Annotated in this window: 17 protein-coding genes; 2 read left to right on the top strand and 15 right to left on the bottom strand. The window is 42.8% G+C overall.

Annotated features, from left to right (window positions below; translation table 11 throughout):
* Positions 1–24: 24 nt before the first annotated feature.
* The 10 genes from UYC_RS0120850 to UYC_RS0120800 form a co-directional block, all read right to left on the bottom strand.
* On the bottom strand, positions 25–1,644 hold the full coding sequence (locus UYC_RS0120850) for a DICT sensory domain-containing protein (protein WP_016875370.1): 1,620 nt from the start codon (positions 1,642–1,644) through the stop codon (positions 25–27).
* 329 nt (positions 1,645–1,973) lie between these two features.
* Complete coding sequence (locus tag UYC_RS0120845) at positions 1,974–3,464, bottom strand: UDP-N-acetylmuramoyl-L-alanyl-D-glutamate--2,6-diaminopimelate ligase (protein ID WP_016875371.1); 1,491 nt, start codon at positions 3,462–3,464, stop codon at positions 1,974–1,976.
* A gap of 229 nt (positions 3,465–3,693) precedes the next feature.
* The gene (locus tag UYC_RS0120840; RefSeq protein ID WP_016875372.1) at positions 3,694–3,993 is read right to left on the bottom strand and encodes a glutaredoxin family protein; all 300 of its coding nucleotides are present in this window, start codon (positions 3,991–3,993) and stop codon (positions 3,694–3,696) included.
* Positions 3,994–4,057: 64 nt separating this feature from the next.
* Positions 4,058–4,378 (bottom strand): type II toxin-antitoxin system death-on-curing family toxin, encoded by a 321-nt coding sequence (locus UYC_RS0120835; RefSeq protein ID WP_016875373.1) that lies wholly within the window; start codon positions 4,376–4,378, stop codon positions 4,058–4,060.
* Positions 4,379–4,441: 63 nt separating this feature from the next.
* Complete coding sequence (locus UYC_RS0120830) at positions 4,442–4,666, bottom strand: AbrB/MazE/SpoVT family DNA-binding domain-containing protein (RefSeq protein WP_016875374.1); 225 nt, start codon at positions 4,664–4,666, stop codon at positions 4,442–4,444.
* 65 nt (positions 4,667–4,731) lie between these two features.
* Positions 4,732–5,850: a DUF6745 domain-containing protein gene (locus UYC_RS0120825; RefSeq protein ID WP_016875375.1), complete on the bottom strand. Its 1,119-nt coding sequence runs from the start codon at positions 5,848–5,850 to the stop codon at positions 4,732–4,734.
* Between the two features lie 175 nt (positions 5,851–6,025).
* Positions 6,026–6,670 carry a cysteine dioxygenase family protein gene (locus tag UYC_RS0120820; RefSeq protein ID WP_016875376.1) on the bottom strand — a complete coding sequence of 215 codons (645 nt, stop codon included), beginning with the start codon at positions 6,668–6,670 and terminating at the stop codon, positions 6,026–6,028.
* A 530-nt stretch (positions 6,671–7,200) separates the two neighbouring features.
* Entirely contained in the window at positions 7,201–8,964 is a 1,764-nt protein-coding gene (locus UYC_RS0120810; RefSeq protein WP_016875378.1) for an ATP-binding protein, read from the bottom strand.
* A 91-nt stretch (positions 8,965–9,055) separates the two neighbouring features.
* Positions 9,056–9,532 carry a GNAT family N-acetyltransferase gene (locus UYC_RS0120805; protein WP_016875379.1) on the bottom strand — a complete coding sequence of 159 codons (477 nt, stop codon included), beginning with the start codon at positions 9,530–9,532 and terminating at the stop codon, positions 9,056–9,058.
* A 98-nt stretch (positions 9,533–9,630) separates the two neighbouring features.
* Positions 9,631–9,873, bottom strand: a complete 243-nt coding sequence (locus UYC_RS0120800) for an antitoxin family protein (protein WP_016875380.1) — start codon at positions 9,871–9,873, stop codon at positions 9,631–9,633.
* 181 nt (positions 9,874–10,054) lie between these two features.
* On the opposite strand from UYC_RS0120800, the gene UYC_RS36725 reads away from it, so the two are divergent.
* Both UYC_RS36725 and UYC_RS36720 read left to right on the top strand, forming a co-directional pair.
* Positions 10,055–10,282 carry a type II toxin-antitoxin system Phd/YefM family antitoxin gene (locus UYC_RS36725; protein ID WP_016879644.1) on the top strand — a complete coding sequence of 76 codons (228 nt, stop codon included), beginning with the start codon at positions 10,055–10,057 and terminating at the stop codon, positions 10,280–10,282.
* Entirely contained in the window at positions 10,215–10,445 is a 231-nt protein-coding gene (locus UYC_RS36720; RefSeq protein ID WP_127011293.1) for a type II toxin-antitoxin system VapC family toxin, read from the top strand. Before UYC_RS36725 ends, UYC_RS36720 begins: the two co-directional genes overlap by 68 nt.
* A gap of 62 nt (positions 10,446–10,507) precedes the next feature.
* Here UYC_RS36720 and UYC_RS0120790 read toward each other — a convergent pair whose 3' ends face one another.
* The 5 genes from UYC_RS0120790 to UYC_RS0120770 all read right to left on the bottom strand — a co-directional run bounded on the left by UYC_RS0120790 (position 10,508) and on the right by UYC_RS0120770 (position 18,288).
* On the bottom strand, positions 10,508–12,109 hold the full coding sequence (locus tag UYC_RS0120790) for a cyclic peptide export ABC transporter (protein WP_016875382.1): 1,602 nt from the start codon (positions 12,107–12,109) through the stop codon (positions 10,508–10,510).
* A gap of 255 nt (positions 12,110–12,364) precedes the next feature.
* A complete protein-coding gene (locus UYC_RS0120785; protein WP_026087502.1) occupies positions 12,365–12,808 on the bottom strand; it encodes a response regulator in 444 nt (147 codons plus the stop codon).
* A 55-nt stretch (positions 12,809–12,863) separates the two neighbouring features.
* A complete protein-coding gene (locus UYC_RS0120780; RefSeq protein ID WP_016875384.1) occupies positions 12,864–15,233 on the bottom strand; it encodes an ATP-binding protein in 2,370 nt (789 codons plus the stop codon).
* A gap of 101 nt (positions 15,234–15,334) precedes the next feature.
* Positions 15,335–16,447 carry a galactose-1-phosphate uridylyltransferase gene (galT, locus tag UYC_RS0120775; protein WP_016875385.1) on the bottom strand — a complete coding sequence of 371 codons (1,113 nt, stop codon included), beginning with the start codon at positions 16,445–16,447 and terminating at the stop codon, positions 15,335–15,337.
* Entirely contained in the window at positions 16,426–18,288 is a 1,863-nt protein-coding gene (locus tag UYC_RS0120770) for a glycoside hydrolase family 2 protein (protein ID WP_016875386.1), read from the bottom strand. The genes galT and UYC_RS0120770 overlap by 22 nt, the downstream gene beginning before the upstream one ends.
* Positions 18,289–18,987 lie beyond the last annotated feature (699 nt).

Genomic DNA, 18,987 nt, shown 5'->3' with positions numbered 1-18,987 from the left:
TAATAAATGGTTTTAATCCAAAATCTAAAATCCAAAATTGGTATTACTGCCACTTACCAATTGCACAGTAAAAGTTGAGCCTTCTGAGGGCTTGCTTTTTACAGTCAGAGAGCCACCACAGCGCTCTAGTAGTTGTAGCACAATTGTTAAGCCCAAACCTGAACCACCTTGCTCTTCACTAACTAGCGGGCGCACGCGATAGAAGCGATCAAAAATTTTGGAAATCTCGCTGTCAGCAATACCAATACCAGTGTCGCGAAATTCTAGTAGGACGTAATCTCCTTGAGTACGGGCTTTTACCCATACTTTACCCCCGCGAGGGGTAAATTTAATACTATTGGAAAGTAAATGAATAACAATCTGTCTTAGCCCTCCATTTACGCACCACACAGGAGGAAGCTCGCTAGATACGGTGTAGGCTAGCATGATGCCTTTTTCTTGTGCCAATGGCTGGTAGGTACTGACTACACCAGGTACGACATCTGCCAAGTTTAACAATTCTAAGGTTGTTTCCTTCAAATCCCGTTCGATTTGCATCAATTCTCTTACACCATTGATGAGAGAAGTCTGGCGATCGCACTCTTGCTTGAGCATTTGTAAATAACGTTGTCGCTGAGAATTTTTTAGACTTGGAGAATTTAATAGACTCAGCGCTGTCTTCATGTGTGTTAAAGGTGTACGCAGTTCTTGACAGACATTGTTCAAAAAGTCATCTTTGAACTGCAAACTGCTGTGCAGCATTTGCTTTTGTCGTTTTATCCTGAGATTTTGCTTCAGTTTAATTTCATGATTAATTTCCTTTTGTCGCTGAAGTTGTTTTACCAACAGTTGATGGATAAGTATTGGTTCGAGCGTGGTGGGGCAAACAAAATCAACGAGTGGACTGGTTAAAGAACCTGCTATAGTTGCCTGTTGGATGCCATCTAAAACTGGCTGAATAATTTTCCCCTCAAGAGTATTTATAGCCAGTAAATTTTGTTGGCTTTTGATGACTCGACGAGCCACAGTTAAACTACAAAACTGCGGCGACAAAACTATCAGAAAATATTCTCGTTGTATCTCGCTATCTGGTGAGAATTGCACGTCAATACAAGAGGATGACAGGCAAGAAGTCTCCTTTGAGTTTGATGATTGTGGCAGAGGAGACATTTCGTTGCGTACAGAAGCCACTACTTGACGAGAAGCTGGATTACGCCTGTCTACGTATCTACCCGCAGGGTGGGAACTGGCGTGGTTTGCCTCATGTAAACGCTCGTAAGGTACGACTGACGTAGATGTGCTTGGCGCGGCTTCTCGTAGAGTATTCTCAAGGGGCAACTGCGTACCTTGCACAGTAGGCACCTGATAAACACCCGGTGCGCGGCTTCTCTGTTCTACTTTCCCCCGATTTGCAACATGACAAGTATAGATAACTACAGATTCACCAAACTTTTGTTGGTAGCGCTCAATTTCTGAGTGCCAAATTTTTCCTGGTGGTAGTTTCACCCACAAAGTGGCTGCAATCTGCTGCTCAATTAGTAAATCAATTTGCGCCCTCAGCAGTGACAGCAAGTTAGCAGGACTTAAAAATAAGGGCGGAGGTGGCGGTTGTACACCCGAAGCCAGGTAATAGATTGACAGTTTCTTAGTCAAAGAAAAATTCATGAGCCGAGCATAGTAGGGCTGTACCAAGAATAATAAAGCAATAATTAATACTGCCTGTTTTTTTATTGTAAGTATTTAATGTTTACAATATAAATTGAAAATAGTTAGTAGTTAGTGATAAAAACTACACTACTAACTACAGTACGGGAGGCAGCGCGTTGCGGAGCCAGTGCGCCCTTGCGCTCTGCCGACTTGTAGCACCTAGCGTCGGGTTAAGCGCGTCGAGTGCGACTGCCGTGCGGGTTAAGAAGATAAATTATCGGTTTGATCCGAAAACCATCAAAAAAACCCGCCCCTACCAATGTACAGACGCGAGGAACATCGCATCTCTACTTCATCCTTTGTGCTAAAGCATCGCGTGCGTGTTCTCTGTCATCAAAGTGAATTTTTTCAGTTCCAAGAATTTGGTAATCTTCATGACCTTTACCTGCAAGCAGGATACCATCTCCGGGTTGTGCTTGTAAAATAGCAGTACGAATAGCGGTAGCGCGATCGCATATAACTATTGGTTGCACTGTTTGGGGTATCCCTGCCAAAATATCTTGCAAAATTCGCTCTGGATCTTCAGTACGGGGATTGTCAGATGTAACTACTGCTACGTCAGCTAATTCAGCCGCTATTTTACCCATTTTTGGACGTTTTGTCCTGTCTCTATCTCCACCACAGCCAAACACGCAAATCATCTTACCGGGGATAAATGGACGTGCAGCTTTGAGTAAATTCTCCAAGCTATCAGGAGTGTGTGCATAATCCACGATTACGCTAATATCCTGCTGTTGACTAATCTGCACTCTTTCCATTCGTCCGGGTACTCCAGGAAACTCAGGAATGGCAGATGTCACTAACTCTAAATCTAATCCTAAGTGTAAAACTGCTCCTACTGCTGCCAGTAAATTTTCGAGGTTGTATTGGCCGACTAACGGTGAACTAAAAGCTGCATCTCCTTTTGGTGTATGCAGGGTACCACTAACACCATTTGGCTCGTAACTTAAATTACTCATCCACAAATCAGCGGTGGAATCGCCAACACTATAACTCCAAACCTTATCTGTATCTAAAGATGATATTAATCGCTTGCCGTAGGGATCGTCGGCGTTAATTATCGCCCTGCCTTTGAGATAATCAGAACTGAATAGCAAAGCTTTGGCTGCGAAGTAATCTTCCATATCCCGGTGAAAGTCTAGGTGATCTTGGGTGAGATTACAGAATACCCCTACCTCAAATTGACAACCTAGTACTCGTCCCTGTGCCAGAGCGTGGGAACTAACTTCCATCACACCATACTCACTACCAGCAGCAACAGCCTCGGCTAGCTGGCGTTGCAGTTCCACAGCAAAGGGTGTTGTGTGTACAGCAGTTTGCGTAAACCCAGGCCACCTGGTATAAAGAGTTCCCATTAAAGCTGTGTTTTTATTGGCTTTGTTTAAAAAATACTCAATTAAGTGGGTAGTTGTAGTTTTGCCATTAGTACCCGTAACACCCACAAGTTTGAGTTTGTGCCCTGGATAATCGTAAAAAGCAGCTGATATTTGGGCACAGGCTTGCGTCATGTCAGTGGCACTAATTACACAAGCCTCTGGTGTGGGAGGGTGTTTTTGGGCTGCACCAGGAGATACGATCGCTGCCACAGCACCGGATGCGATCGCGCTTTGCCAAAAGTCTCCACCATCAACACGAGTGCCGGGCATACCAATAAACAAATCACCCGGATTTGTGGCATGAGAATTAGTTGTCAGCCCTTTCACCTCACCATCTAACGCTGGATGTTCAGGTAATTGCAAAATTCCTTCTACAGTAGCGATTAACTCCCGCAGTTTCATGTTGTCAACCTCGTTAAAAAAGGGACTAGGGGAGCCAGCGCGTTGGGCGGCTTTGCCGACTTGAAGCGACTGGCGTGCTAGGTACTAGGGACTAGGGAGAGAGTGGGGGAGAAATTTTCATTTACATTCCCCGTGTCCCCATGTCTGCTTGTCACCTTTAACCTCCAGACTCTAGCCCCTAGTTTCTTGGGCTTTATTCTGCACTATATTTCTTATTTCTACAAATAGCTTATAGATACTTTTGCAGTATTTTTTCTAGCTGTTGCACTGTCGCACGGGGAGAAGGGCGGGGTATGAGTTGCATATTCTCCTCTTTGGCATCCTGTTTCAGTACAAATAAAACAGGAACTTCATACTGATAAGCACCAAACCAATCTTCACGGGTGGTAATATCCCGAATTTCGAGCTGTAAAGACGGGAGTTCTGCCTGTTGTGGCGACTGCTGTCGCGTCTGTATAATTTGTTCTAGCTTTTCCTGCAAACCCTCACATAAATGGCACCCCGGCTTGCTGTATAAAATTAATCGCATTTGTTTACACCAATTTTGGCTAGATCAAAAACATTTTTCTGCGCGGGTTTTGAAATAAATCAAATTATAGTTGTTGAGAGTTATCTTTAATCCAGACTGCTAAGGTATCTTGATTTTCCGTCTCTTCCACCAAGCCAAGTATCATCACTACAGCCTCGGCTTCTGGTGCTGCCAACATATAGCCATTTAATCGTAAAAATACATCTATGACAGCAAGAGAAATGCGTTTGTTGCCATCTATAAAACAGTGATTTTTTGCCAAACCGTAACCGTAGGCAGCTGCTAAGTCAAATAGGGTTACATTCTCACTGTAGCAAAATGAATGTTTAGGTCTAGCTAGAGTAGCTGAAAGTAACCCTGCGTCTATTAATCCTGGTGTTCCCATGTTCAGCAATTAAGGCTTGTTGAATGGCTATTACAGCCGACTCTGGAACCCACTGAGGTTCTTTCATTTTGCTAATTCACGTAAAGCGTTACGGTAGTTTTTACGAGTTTCAGCAAATGCTTGCATTGCCGCTTCAAAATCTGGATCGTATGGAGTGATTTGGAACCCATCTGTTGTTTCTGTAAGGTAAATTGTGTCGCCTTCCTTAAGATTCAACTTATGTAAAACCTCTTTAGGTAAGGTGACTCCAAGAGAATTACCTATTTGTCTAATTTTGATAGCGTGCATACTATCACCTCCGCAGCTAAGTAGTTATTACGTATGTTATTACATTATTTCTGTTATTGAAGATTTCAAGTTTGCACCGCAAATTCTTCGGGTGTAATGCCCCAATTCACCCAAACTATAGCTTCCCGCGCTGATTTTACATCCGGTGGCACGCGCAACACATGAATAAATCCGGTACTCGGACAAGTCATTTTTAATAGATAAATTGGCTCGACATCAACTTCGTTTTCTATTTTTAACAATGTATATTCTTGATATGAATCTAACTTTATTGCTTGCAATTCTGCAATGATACGCGCGTAGCCAATACCCTGAATCAACACGCGCCTGAGTTCAGCATTTTTTTCTGCTAATAACCACGAAGACTGCCATTGATGTGGATGTAACTTGCCGTATTTTTCTGGTAAGGTGACACCATGATAGGCGTAAAGGCTGTAGCCATCTGCAAACTGGATGGCGGGTTCACCTTCAGCATGGAGGCGGTTTTGATTGTCGAAGCAGAGTTTAGTGGGGCGATCGCACACTACTGCTACCCTTTGATAAGGAAAAATCCAACCGCAAGACTCTGCTACTAATTGAAAAGTTTGTAATAGTTTTTGATCGCCGCTGTAATTTAATCCGGAACTCCAATAATCTAACCAACTGCAGTAACTACAAAAGCTAGCAGCAGGAATAAAGTTACTATCATATTGTTCCCCTAATTGCTCTGTTAATTGATGATATAGTTCTGTTATGTTAGTGTTGATTTGTAACTCTATGGCATCTGCTATGTCAATTTGTAATTGCTGACATATATCTTTCATTTGTAAAATAAATTGAAAATACAATGTTGTTTGAATATGTGTATAGATATCACTAGAACGTTCTAGAGCTAAATTATCTATATAAATTTCCTTTCTTGGCGAAAATAAATTTAAGATACCAAAACGCAACTGCAAAAATCCCCAGTGTAGCGGTTGAATAATAAGACGTTCCAGCTTTGGTAAAGTCTTACTCATCGCCTCATAAGGACTTTCACAAAAGACAACTTCTGGCTCATCCAGATTGCATAATCTATAAATTTCTTTTACTGCTAAGTCTGCTTGTGGTCGATTTATTCTCTCGGTTGAAAGTGCTATATTCCTCCACTTTTCCTGGTAGAATAAAATCAAATTCTCTTGTTCTGGAGTTAGCTTGTCTAACATACTGCTATTCAGAATACATCTACTTTCAAAATAACTCTAGCGAGAGAAATGTGCTAGGGGTAGACTTTTACAACACTCCAGCCACAATAATCTACCTATCGCGCGCTAATGCCCTGGTTTACAATCGAAGTAACCAGGGCACAGCGGTTCTTTTGCCTTATTTTAGTGACATTTTTCAATTGCAGAATATGTTGGAATATCCAGAGCGAAAAGAATGCACGCTTTCTTTTTCTGGGTGAAACTGATGTCGCCAAATGCAGCCAGTATCGTTGCCAAGAACATGAATAGATACTGAAGGTGCAAAGATTGTTGTTGTTTTGACTGCATGGATGTAATCATCTGGCGGTAGAAGTTTGTAGATATCACCTACTTTCAGTTGTCGCACTCCCACTATTTCTAGTTGGGCATATCCTTCTACATCGCCTTGATCTACACGGCGGTAAACAGTTTCTTCTTGTTTGCCTTTATACAAGCCAACTAATCCCCAAGCCAAATGATCGTAAACAGGAGTAGTTGAATTAGGGGGGATTACCAAACTAAATACGCTCAACGAACGATCCTTAGAACGATACAGTAGCCATTGCCCAATACCACCACCCATTCTGCTGTCAGGATTTGGTTGAACAAAACGCTCTGATAGCCAATTTTGTGTTGTCAACAGTTGCTTGAAATAAGGTTCAAGCAGGCTAAGTGTTTCCGCGCGATCGTAACTTGTGCGAGAGCTTATCTCATGAACTATAGTCACAAATTGCCGTAGTTCAGAACTATCTATAAACCATTGGTCTTCTGCAAGCGGTTCCTGAATGGTAGTGTGATTCATGGGAAATTCCAATAAAAATATGGAAGTACAATGTCAATTTAAGATTTAAAATTAGCAATTTTTAAATCTTTGAATTTGCAAGAAGTTAGTTGCTGTTTGTTGCTTTCTTCGTTGGATTTCTATACATACCAGCAGGATGAAATTATAACCTTGATCGATAACGTAGATGTAAATAGGCTCGCTTTGTTTATTAAGACAAATCTTTATATTAGTAGAGCCATTTACCTCTGCTTGGTAGTAAATCAAACAACTGCCCTATTACCTGTTATAGCATACCCACAAATCTTACTGCTTTTACTTTCTGGTGCTTTTGCAACAACTAATTTGTTTACTTTTGGGCATTTAATTAACTTTTTTTAAGAAAAGCTACAACATATTGATAAACATATTGTTGTATCTGGAGATGATAATTTCATAAATATTGCTAAAATGCAACAGTATAAGTTAAGTCAAAATTTGTATTAAGTTATAAAATTGCAATCAAAAATCTCAAATAGGAAAGGGGTATTCTTTCTAAAACTAGAAGAATATCACGAGCAACTTCTATCTTGTGATGTCACAATATATTTACTAATTTGGTTCGGTAAGCTAACTGTAACTTTAGTTCCTTGCTGTATTTGACTTTCTAAAGCAATACTACCGCCATGTAATTCTACACAAGCTTTAGTAATAGCTAACCCTAAACCAGTTCCAGGAATAGTGTCAACATTACTGCCTCGGCTAAAAGATTGAAACAAGTTTGCCCGATCTTGTATAGGTATACCAATTCCTTCATCTTGGACGTAAAAAATCACCTGTGAGTTTTTGTTAATAAGATGGAATTCTACATTGCCACCTTGCGGTGAGTATTTAATTGCGTTAGACATTAAGTTGGAAAAAATTAGCCGCAAAAGTCCTCGATCGCCCCAGAAACCTTGATGATTGCCTGTATTTCTAAAAATCAATTTATGGCGATCGCTTGCTATTTGGCGCTGTTCTTCTAGCAAGTCAGAGAAAAGTTGGCGCAGATCTAACACAATAGGCTTAAATTTGGCTTTGTCCAATTCTAATTGGTCGATGACAAGCATATCATCTACTAATTTGGACAGATGACGTGTTTTTTGCTCGATAATTTCTAAGAATCGTTGTTGTTTAAATTCGTCTAGCTTATCTTTATTTTGCTTAAGTGTTGATGCTGAAGCCAAGATAGAAGCTAATGGCGTTCGATATTCATGAGAAATGGTAGTGATAATTTGGGATTTAAATTTGTTAAGCTGCTTTTCTTTGACAAGAGCTGCTTGAGTTTTGGCAAGTAATTCCGCCTGCTGGATCGCGATCGCTAACTGCACTGATACTTGATGGAGAATCTCTAATTCATCGTTTTGCCAATGTTGCTTGCCAGAACATTGACAAGCCATCAAAAAGCCCCACGGTTTGCACTGTGGCTGTTCATTTTTACTTAGGGTAATGGGCACTACCTGATTTGCGCCAGTATTGGATGCTTCTAACAGGTTGGAACAGTCATAATTCCAGCTAGTCTCATTAACTTTGATGACTGCATATTGACAGATGTGACAAATTGTTGAGTCAGATTCCATCTGCTGGCAAATATCTAATGCACCATCTTTGAGCAATAATTGAGAATTATTTACTGACTCATCTTCTGATCGCGCAACTTTACAGCAGCTATTTAGAAGGTTGTTACGATCTGCTGTTGTTTGGGGCTGACTTGAGCAGGCAATCTTGGCAATACTTTGATCTGGCAAGAACTGATATACCATTACGCGATCGCACTTCAAAAGTTGCTGTACCTCTGTTACAGCTGTATGTAAAATTTGCTCCAAATCCAGAGACTGACGAATTCTCAGAGCAGTCATAGCAATCAAGCGCTGCCGCTCCTGAGTTTTTTGCAATTGCGCTTGCAAGTACGATTGCTTGATCGTGTTGCGAACAGCAAGTTGCAGTACATCTTGTGTCAAGTTTTGCTTGACTAAATAATCTTGAACTCCTTTTTTCATCGCTTGCACAGCGATCTCTTCATCGCCGCGCCCTGTAAGCATAATCACAGGGATAGAAGTCTCTAATCTTTGCTGCTTGAGGCGATCGAGAAATTCTAGCCCGCTCATATCAGGCAGACAAAAATCCAGCAGAATCAAATTGCATCGCGTTTTTTGACATAAAACAAGTCCATCCTCTCCACAGTCTGCCTCTAAAATTTGATAAGACTGTTGAGCGTCTTTCAAAAGATATCGACGATAGATCTTCCGATCCGCTGCACTATCATCAATAATGAGTATCGTCCAGGCATCTGGCATAGAAGTTTAAGAGAGAGATTGAAAGCTCTTTCTCTTAGATTGTCATAAATGGCAACATTTGGAAGAAAATCTAAATAAAATATAAAATTTCCTATCTCACCTGAGGTATCCACATCAAAAAACATCGATTACCTTTTTGTTCTGTAATCTTTGCGCCCAAGCGATGATAAAAACTCAATCCGCGAAGGTTGCGAGCATCAGCATTCCACGCTAGATGGGTACAGTCATTTTCCTTGGCAACTTCAGCAAGATGACTCATTAATGCTGCTCCGGCTCCCTGGCTTCTCATCTGTTCATCCACATATAAGTCATCCAGCCAAAGGCTCGGTTGCCCTGCGAATGATGAGTACCTAAATCCATACAAAGCAAATCCAACTTCACGCCCTGACATCTCTGCAAACAATACGTAAGAAAAAGGAACTGCTCCAAAAAGAGTTTTGCGTATTTTTTCCTCAGATACCCCCAACTCGCCAGAAAAAGCACCAATCTTGCGATCGAAGTCTGCTTTCTTCTTGATAAACGAAAAAATCAGCGACACGTCATCAGGATTAGCAGATCTAACTCTCATTTGTTAAACCTCGATCGCTTTAGGTTTATTCATAGTTTAACTGTAGAGCGCTCGCCCGCCGCAATAAGGTTGTTATGCCGTAAATCAAGATGTTGGTATCAACAGCGTTCATGCAGCATATCCCGCGTGAAATAAGGAGCATTCAGGGGAATGGGGTTTTGCTGCATCCTTTCAACTAGTGCTTTAAGAAAACGCTGTTTAGTTTCAGGATCGGTGATTGAAGGTGATAGAACTTGAGGGCTTTGAATGAATAGCTCAACCTCAGCCCCTTCTGGTAAGTTGCAAGCTGATTGTAAAATAAATGTGCCGTTTCGGTAAATTGCCTTGAGAGCTTGGGGCATACAGACAACTCCGCACTAACTATGTGTTGTTGCACTTTCAAGCATAGCCGATCGCTCCATCGATCGCCTCAAAACTACGCCTCCACTAATAACTCACAGTTGCAAAGGCGATCGCTCATAAACTTGCTTCTATATTGCAACTAGAATTAAAACAAACTTAGTTTATAGACTTAGTTTGATCGTGGGAACCGTAAACATCCATCAAGCTAAAACTAATCTCTCGCGGCTTTTGTCACGCGTTGAACTTGGAGAAGAAATCATTATTTCCAACCGAGGCATTCCCATCGCAAAGTTAGTTCCGTTTCGCTCCTCATCAAATCGACGAAATAGTTTAGGGCAAGATCGAGGGCGGTTCACAGTACCAGAAGACTTTAACGCTCCCTTACCGGAAGACATCGCTAGAGATTAGAGCGCCTCATGCATTACAAGCGGCTACACTACCCTTACACCATCGAGATCCCTTTGATCGGATGTTGATTGCACAAGCTCAACTAGAGGATATGGTGATTTTGAGCGCTGATTCCATGTTTAATCAGTACGACGTTTCCATGCTTTGGGCAGCAAATTCTTGAGGTTGGAATTCAGCCTATTGAGGCTATACTAATGCGTGCAGTCTCACAGCAACTTTAGACTCTCAAACTAATTTTCCGTAATCTAGTTTAATAACTCGGTCAGCTAAATGAAAGTAGCGATCGTCATGAGTAATTGTCAGTACTGTTTTTCCCTGACGTTTTAATTCCAAAAGAAGCTGATTGTAGAATTTCTCCCGAAAGGATGGATCTTGATCGGCTGCCCATTCATCAAACAGATAGATGGGACGATCTTCCAAATATGCTGTCAGCAATGCTAATCGCTTTCTCTGACCTTGCGATAATTCAATTGTAGAAAAGCGATCGCCATCAATTTTGACTTTTTGATTGAGCTGAAACTGCTCAAGATAATTCTGAGCTTTTGTATCTAGAAGATCCGGGGCAATGCCCAGAAGTTGCTCAAACAGGTAAAAGTCGGAAAATACAGTAGAAAACAATTGGCGATATTGTTCCCTGTTTTTATCCGTTACTGGCTGCTCATCCCATAAAATTTCTCCTGCTTGTGGAACATATAAGCCTGTAATCAACTTCGCAAGCGTTGATTTTCCACTGCCATTACCGCCGATAATAAAGACTAGTTCACCAGGGTGAAACATTAAGTTGATAGGGCCGAGTGTAAAATTTTCTCCTGATTCCTGCTGGTAAGTGTAACAAACGTCCACAAGGCAAATTTGTTTTCGGAAGTTGAGTGTAGTAGGTTGAGCAAGAATCTCTTCAGAGCGGCTCGCGATCACCAAGCCTAATTTTTCTATCTTCTGCAACGCTACACTACCACGACTTAAACCGGGTAGTATTTGCAAAATTCTTTGCAGTGGATCGGTTAAGTAAGTTACGACTAGGATATATGCTGACAAAACTGTAACATCAACAGATGTAAACCTCGGCAATCCGAAAACCAGAAAACCAGCAATTACAAAAAACAGCAGTTGACTAACGCCAAGAGAAACACCCAAAATTCTCATACTTGTAGTATCGTAGCGACGCGATGCAGCTGCTGTTCTTTGCAGGTTCTCAGCCACAAATGCTTGGCGGCGTTGGACATTCAATTTTAGCTCTTTGATTCCGTCTGTAATAGCACGAAAGTGTTTGAACAGGCGATCCTGCTCTTCACGGGCACGTTCGAGCAATCCATAAGCTGTTGCCACTAAAAGCTGAATGCAAATCATTGCTCCTACCAGCAATCCCGCAGTTACTAAAAAAACACTCCAAGAAAGCCAGCAAAGATACACCAGGCAACTCACAACGATTGCGAAGTCAATGCATAAAAAGGGAACGACAGCAATTGTGTCAGCGATCGCGTTGGTATCTTCGGTTAAGGTGGCAAGAATTCGATTCGAGCCTTGTTCTTCAAGATGTCGTAAAGGACAAGCAAGAATCCAATTACTCAGTTGCAAGCGCAATTTATATACTGCTTCATAAGATAAACCTGAGAGCAGAAACTGAGAGATTAAGTTGGTGGCAAGAGCAGCGACTACTAACCCCAGAAACCTCAGAAAAAGTTGACTCAACTCAGGATCGCTGGCGCGAATAGCAGTATTGATTGATGCAATCAAAGCAGCACTGCACACACCACTAATTGAGCCTGCTACTCCTGCGATCGCTACATTCAGCCAAGATGAGCGCAAAAGAAACCAAATTAAATTCATATTATTACTCGGTACTGGGTACTTGGTACTGGGGACTAGGAAAGAAGTACCAGGAGCAGAGGGGAGGGAAGAAGAGAGCAGGGGGAGAGGTGCAGCAGGGGAGGCAGTGCGCCCTTGCGGGTTAAGAGACTTGTAGCAACTGCCGTGGAGAAAGGGGAGAATCGTTATTCACGTTTACTCCCCCAGTTTCCCCATCTCTCCTTGTCCCCTTGTCTCCTTTTCCCCTTGTCCCTTTTATTTAGTCTCCACTCCCCTTTACGCTGGAGGAGTATTAACTTCCAGCCAGTAGTCTACAAATGCCTGAACAATTTTCCGAAGCTCTTGAGCATCCATTGGTTTAATTAAATAGCCATTCGCGCCTTTTTCATAGCAGAATTCCACATCTTTGGGATTGGAAGATGTAGTAAAGACAACAATGGGGATTTCCTTAAAACTAGTATCTTGCTTTAACCGCTCTAGAACATTACGACCATCAATTCCTGGCAAATTCAGATCGAGTAAAATTACAGAAGGTCGTGGTGCTAAATCAGGATTTTGATAATTTCCCTCTTGATAAAGGAAGTCAAAAACTTCGTCTCCACTACTACAACGATAAATTGGGTTTTGAACAGCCATCCGCCGCATCAAGCGTTGCAGCATCTTAAAATCCTCATGGCTGTCCTCAACAACGAGCAGCGAGTCTTTAAGTTTTGTTGCCATTAGTTGTCTTCGGTCTTAAATTTTGGTATTAAAAAGGTTTTTTATGTATATTAAACTATTCCAGCGTAAAGTAAAATGTTGAGCCTTCACCTACGCTAGATTCAACCCAGATCCGACCACCGTGACGCTCTATAATCTTCTTGGTAATGGCTAACCCCGCACCAGTACCACCACCGTACTTTTCCTGGGAGTGAAGCCGCTTGAAGAGCTTGAAAATGGTTTCTAGGTGATGTTTTTGAATGCCAATGCCGTTATCCTTGACGTAGAAAGTAATTGGGGATTGGGAAGAAGATGCCAAGAGGTTGAGATGCAAAGACGCTTCTGAAGACGCGGAGAAATATTTTCCCCTTGTCTCCACGCCAGTCGCCCCAAGTCGGGAAACCCGCCCACAGCGCTGGCTCCCCTCTCCCACTCTCCCCCTCTCCCACTCCTCTTCATCCACGTAGCCAATCTCAACCCATTTTTCTGCCCTGTCATTGTATTTCAATGCATTAGCAATTAAGTTACTAAATACTTCACCCATCAGAACCGAATCGCATTGAACAGTTGGCAAAGGTCGAGGAATATGAATATGAAACTGAGCTTGCTGGCGACTAGCATCAAAGACATTAATAACTTCGTTGAGTAATTGGTTAAGGTTAGTTGCTTGCAGATTTATTTCCGCTTTCCCTAACTGCGACAACCGAAGTAAAGTATTAATGAGAGTTTCCATCCGCACTGATAAGGATACAACAGTCTGTAAATACTCAATTCCATCCTCATCCAGCACACAAGCGTAGTCTTCTAGTAGGATTGTCGAGTAGTTATAGATACCCCGTAAAGGTTCTTTGAGATCGTGGGAAGAAGCATAAGCAAAGGAGGCTAGCTCTTGGTTGCTACGCTCTAATTCCTGATTGAGCTTGGCTAACTCTTCTGCTTTTTTGAGCACAATACCAACTATTGCATTCCTCAAGGCGAAGGCACTATCAATTTCAGATAATTTCCAAGGTTCTGAGGTGAACCTAACTGTTTGCTGCCACTGTTCAAAAGATTGGCGGGGGCAAAGAGTTACACTGCCATCTGCTTCAACTTTGATCGATTCGTTTGGATTTCCTGCCCAATTGACTGTACGTAGAACTTCGGGACGAAACCAGAGAATATAATACTGCTTGACTTTAGAAATTTGCAGCAGCAGCAAGCCACTGGCTGTATCTTTGAACGTTTTTGCCTTTGGGTAAAGCTTTGACAGAGAATCGGTGTAAAACAAGTTCTCCCTAACTTGGGTGTTTGCCCAATCAATCAACTCCCAAACATCCTCCACCTCAGGTGTGGAGCCAACCAATGTAATTTCACCATCCAGGCAAACTGCTGCTCCTTTGGCACCAACAAGATCTAGTAAGCGGGGTTCAGGCTGCACTAGTGCATCTATAAAGTCATCTGCCTGCGAAATCGATTCTATCACCTCAGAACGCAGTGACTCCAGTTTGGCTTTATAGTGCACTTCCTCTTGAATCACTTTGTTGGCTAGCTCTGATGATATGAATTGTCCCAAAAATTCGCAAGCACTCCGCACCTCACTCGTGATATTTTTTGGTGTTTGATGATGACAAGAAATTAATCCCCAAAGTTTTTCATCTTTGATGAGTGAAATCACTACAATAGCCGCAGTGCCCATATTCTGATGAAATTCAACACAGCAGGGATGAACACTTCTGAAGACAGATAAACTTAAATCGAGTGGCAGAGAATGAGTTTCATAATTCTCAATTGCAACTAACTCGATCGCTTGAGCTTTCAAATTGGGAATTACCCTCACCAAGCCACGCCGATATAACTCCCTTGCCTGTTCTGGAATATCTGTTGCAGGATAGTGGAGTCCTAAATAGGGTGATACCTCCTCTTGTTTGGCTTCAGCAATTACCTCTCCTGCTCCATGCTGATCGAATTGATAAACCATCACCCGCTCAAAAGCCGTAATTATTCTGAGTTCTTGTGCCGCTAGTTGTAAAAATTCTTGCAGTGTTGATGTTCGTTTGAGTTTAGCGATCGCCTCTTTTACTAAGTTATGAACATTCCCAAAAGTTACCTGAGCAGATGAATCTGTGGGTTCTAACTCCAGAATCACACTATTTTTTGTCCGATGTATAAATCCATCAAAAAATTGCCTGTCTTCGTCTGTGCAGATGAACAGCTTCAGGTAATTGACACCACTAAAATCTTCCAGCAAATACTGTTTGATAACTTCGACTTGCGTAGGATCGAACAGAAAGCTCAAAGGTTGGGCTAGCAAATCCTGAGGCTTTCTACCCAAATAGGTTTGAGTATTATTGCTAACTTGCAGGATTAGTAGTTCCGGCTCGCTGAGTGCCAGTAACACGCCATGAGGCTGGATCGAGCCGGGGGTATAAAGTGATTTGTAATCGCGATCTGTTGAAAACAACTCCAAAAAATGAAATTTTCAAAAAACGTTATTTTATGTTGGATTTCTAAATCTGTTTGATAGCAAAAGCCACAAACAAAAGAATTTTTTCTATATTTTAAAATTTTTTAATACTTTTTGGATCGCGATTCGCTTAACTCAATATTTACAACTACTGCCTGTAACTCTTTCGCCTTCTCCTCTGGTAAGGCATCATTGGCAAACATCCCTGCCGCAAGTTCCGTCCCCGCTAAATACTTCAGCTTGTCGCTGGTGCGATATGGTGGATAAAACTGGGCGTGTAAATGAGCTTCGGGATGTGCTTCCCCATCAGTAGGAGCACCAAACCAAGCCATGAGATAAGGAAACGGACGATTCCACAAACCGTCATACTTGAGAGTTACAGTTTTTAACGCCCTAGCAAGTCCCTGACGTTGCTTGCAGCTAAGGTCATAAAAGGTAGACACTGGTTCAATCGGGGCAATCCAAACTTCATAAGGGTAACGAGCGCACACAGGAACGAATGCGATCGCATAATCATCCTGATAAATAATCCGTTTGTTGTCGGCTATCTCCTTTTGAATCAAATCTTCCAGTAAACCGCGCTGATGCTCTTGGTAAAATCGCCGCTGTTGTTCCAACATCCTTGCTGGAACAGGCGGGACAAAAGGATAGGCGTAGATTTGCCCGTGGGGATGGTGCAGTGTTACGCCTACCTCCACACCTTTGTTTTCAAACGGCAGCACGTACTGAATTTGAGGATTTGCGCCCAAGACGCGGGTGCGATCGCCCCACACTTGCAACAGCAAATCTAGATGATCCAGTTCGAGTGAACTAAGGGAGGCATGAGGATCTTGAGTAAAAACTACAACCTCACACGCCCCATTAGCAGGCAAAGTTTCCACGATGCTAGTTGGTGGATCGTGCGCCGCTACTGTCATCGACGGAAAGCGGTTATCAAACACCGCCACGTCATACTTACCTTGGGGCAGTTCCGTAGGAAACTCCGGATTGGTGGTGGGTGCGAGGGGATTATACTCTGGAGGCGGCATAAAAGTCCGCCCCTGACGGTGACTGGCATACGCTACCCATTCGCCCCGCAAGGGATGCCAGCGCAGATGCGGATTTGCTTGCACTGGCTCGTTGCTAGGGCTAGTAGCAATTATGTCTTCTGGAATGGGGTAGCGACTGTATAAGGTTAGTTGGCGTCTATCTGGCTTTAACAGTGTGTGGGAGTACATAATCCCTCTCCTGAAAGAGTTGCAGCGCGGATCGCCTCCAGGGGAATTTTCGGCGTGCGATCGGCGTACAACAACCCGTTAGCTTCTTGGAAGGTATCAGCGAATTGCGTGTAACAAAATCCGCTGAATATCTCAAGGTTATTGATTGTTTCCAGCAGAGCAGCGTATTTCATTTGTAGCTCGGAAATATTCCAGCAACGCTCATATCCCCAGACTTTGTTAGCATCGGGCTTGTCATCAGGAGCATAGGCGATGCCGCCAAACTCAGTTAGCATCACTGGCTGTCCTTGATGAGGATAGTTGTCCAGCGTTAGGATACGCCCTCCGGGACGCTTGCGATCAAATAAATCTGATAGCTTCACTTCTGGGCCGTAGCGATGAGCTAAGTGTTGGGGATTGGTATCGTAGTCATGGATAGCGAGAATGTCAGTATCTGTACTCTCCCAACCATCGTTACCAATTACTGGGCGAGTCGGATCTAGCGTCTTTGTTAAGTGATACATTGCCAAAACATAGTTGCGGTGAGCTTGTGTCTCGACTAGATTCGGAACTCCCCAAGATTCATTGAACGGCACCCAAGCCACAATACACGGGTGATTGACATCACGCTTGATGACTTCAATCCACTCATGCGTCATGCGTTCCACTGCTTTAGGTGAGAAACGATATGCACTGGGCATCTCCTCCCATACTAACAACCCCAGCACGTCTGCCCAATATAAAAAGCGCGGATCTTCAATTTTTTGGTGCTTGCGTACTCCGTTGAAACCCATTGCTTTGGCAAGTTCCACATCCCGCCGTAAAGCCTCATCATCGGGTGCAGTCATGAGGCTATCAGGCCAATAGCCCTGATCGAGAACCATCCGCAAATAGTAGGGACGTCCGTTGAGCATAAAGCGATCGCGTTGTATACTAACTGTCCGCAAGGCAGTGTAAGATTTAACCGCATCCAATAGTTCGCCTTTATACCACATTTCAATATCAGCATCGATGAGGGTTGGCTTTTCTGGACTCCATAGCATTTCGTTGCGGTAGTCATCGATACCGGGGTCTGAAAGAGAGATGCGGCGGCTAATCTCGCCGTTGAAGACTTCATAGCTATCGTTCGCCAGCACGCGATCGCCAACACTCAATTTCACCTTTATTTGTATGCCCGCAGCAGGCACATCACCCGCAAGGGCAGCGTAACAACCAATTTCCCACCGCTCAAAATCGGGTGTCCAGCGGATGTGATCGATATAAGTCGTACCCACGCGCTCAACCCAGACTGTCTGCCAAATCCCGCTGGTGCGAGGATACCAAATACTGTGTGGTTGCAACTGCCAATCCTGCTTGCCACGAGGTTTAGCAAGATCGTGAGGATCGTCTTGCGCCCACACTGTCACCTTCGTTGTACCACTGTCATTCAAGACATGGGTAATATCGAGGGTGAAAGGAGTATGTCCACCTTCGTGCTCTGCTATGTATTGGTCGTTTACCCAAACACGAGCGCGATAGTCCACAGCACCGAAGTGTAATAGTAATCTGCCCTCTCCTGGAGGTGTTTCAAATTCCCGCTCATACCAGCAATTGGGGTGAAAGCCCGGATCGTCAATCCCACTTTTGGTAGATTCAGGGGCAAAGGGAACTTGTATATGATGTGTCCATTCGCTAAGGTCGCTGGGTTGAGTGCATTTGCCTTGGTCATCAAATGCGAATTTCCACCGACCGTTGAGACTTTGCCAATGCGAGCGTCTTAACTGGGGACGTGGGTATGCCGATTCTCTCAACGCGAAATTCGTCTTCGTATTGGCATCAGAGGTTAATTTCACCGCGCTATTTTCCAACTTCAACAAGTTCATCGAAATTTCTTCCCAATTTTGCAACAGAAAAATTTTTGGAAAACTTGCCTATTCTCAAACATTCCAAGAGTTCTGCCTGTACAAATACCTAAAGGCATCATTCACTTCAAACCACACTGTCCCCTAGTAGCGAATGCCTAAGGTTGGAGCTTGGCTGTAAGCAAATAGCCAAATTTACCCCCAAGTTAGTTGGAGGCATCAAATTAGGTATTAGCTTTCGGCTCGTGACATTATGGCATACTTGAGATGAATTTTTAACATTAAAATTAACATCAAAAAAGAATACAGAATCGAGAATATAGATTTCAGAATCAATATAGTTAAATTTTTAATGTTTGATCTAAAAATATCACCTCATACTATCTATTTTAAGGGTGAATTTGTGTAGATAAACTGTGGTTTGAAATTTATTACTATACAATGTGGCAGCAGCTTATAGGAAGCAATCGTAGCTAAAATGCTTGGAAAGCGTTTTTTATGCATTAAAAAGCGAGAAATTGATAATTATTGTGATTCTTATACTGCCTGACTCAGGATTCAGTAGTGCTGTAAACAGCAGCACCCATCCCTCGCGTTTCCCGTAAGTTGTGTTGAGTAGAATACACTTTATAACTCAGCACTTAGAAATACACTTTCAACGGTTCTGTTACAATCGCTCATCTACGGCTTGGCAAAGTTCCTTGATACTCTGAGCCAAAA

This window comes from Chlorogloeopsis fritschii PCC 6912, from assembly GCF_000317285.1.
GTDB lineage: Bacteria > Cyanobacteriota > Cyanobacteriia > Cyanobacteriales > Nostocaceae > Chlorogloeopsis > Chlorogloeopsis fritschii.
Note: the sequence above shows the minus strand (reverse complement) of the source record. Positions and strands in the feature narration are given on the sequence as shown.

Excerpts from the sequence above, each read along its gene's own strand:
- UYC_RS0120850 (WP_016875370.1), bottom strand. The coding sequence starts at position 1,644 with ATGAATTTTTCTTTGACTAAGAAACTGTCAATCTATTACCTGGCTTCG.
- UYC_RS0120845 (WP_016875371.1), bottom strand. The coding sequence starts at position 3,464 with ATGAAACTGCGGGAGTTAATCGCTACTGTAGAAGGAATTTTGCAATTA.
- UYC_RS0120840 (WP_016875372.1), bottom strand. The coding sequence starts at position 3,993 with ATGCGATTAATTTTATACAGCAAGCCGGGGTGCCATTTATGTGAGGGT.
- UYC_RS0120835 (WP_016875373.1), bottom strand. The coding sequence starts at position 4,378 with ATGGGAACACCAGGATTAATAGACGCAGGGTTACTTTCAGCTACTCTA.
- UYC_RS0120830 (WP_016875374.1), bottom strand. The coding sequence starts at position 4,666 with ATGCACGCTATCAAAATTAGACAAATAGGTAATTCTCTTGGAGTCACC.
- UYC_RS0120825 (WP_016875375.1), bottom strand. The coding sequence starts at position 5,850 with ATGTTAGACAAGCTAACTCCAGAACAAGAGAATTTGATTTTATTCTAC.
- UYC_RS0120820 (WP_016875376.1), bottom strand. The coding sequence starts at position 6,670 with ATGAATCACACTACCATTCAGGAACCGCTTGCAGAAGACCAATGGTTT.
- UYC_RS0120810 (WP_016875378.1), bottom strand. The coding sequence starts at position 8,964 with ATGCCAGATGCCTGGACGATACTCATTATTGATGATAGTGCAGCGGAT.
- UYC_RS0120805 (WP_016875379.1), bottom strand. The coding sequence starts at position 9,532 with ATGAGAGTTAGATCTGCTAATCCTGATGACGTGTCGCTGATTTTTTCG.
- UYC_RS0120800 (WP_016875380.1), bottom strand. The coding sequence starts at position 9,873 with ATGCCCCAAGCTCTCAAGGCAATTTACCGAAACGGCACATTTATTTTA.
- UYC_RS0120790 (WP_016875382.1), bottom strand. The coding sequence starts at position 12,109 with ATGAATTTAATTTGGTTTCTTTTGCGCTCATCTTGGCTGAATGTAGCG.
- UYC_RS0120785 (WP_026087502.1), bottom strand. The coding sequence starts at position 12,808 with ATGGCAACAAAACTTAAAGACTCGCTGCTCGTTGTTGAGGACAGCCAT.
- galT (WP_016875385.1), bottom strand. The coding sequence starts at position 16,447 with ATGTACTCCCACACACTGTTAAAGCCAGATAGACGCCAACTAACCTTA.
- UYC_RS0120770 (WP_016875386.1), bottom strand. The coding sequence starts at position 18,288 with ATGAACTTGTTGAAGTTGGAAAATAGCGCGGTGAAATTAACCTCTGAT.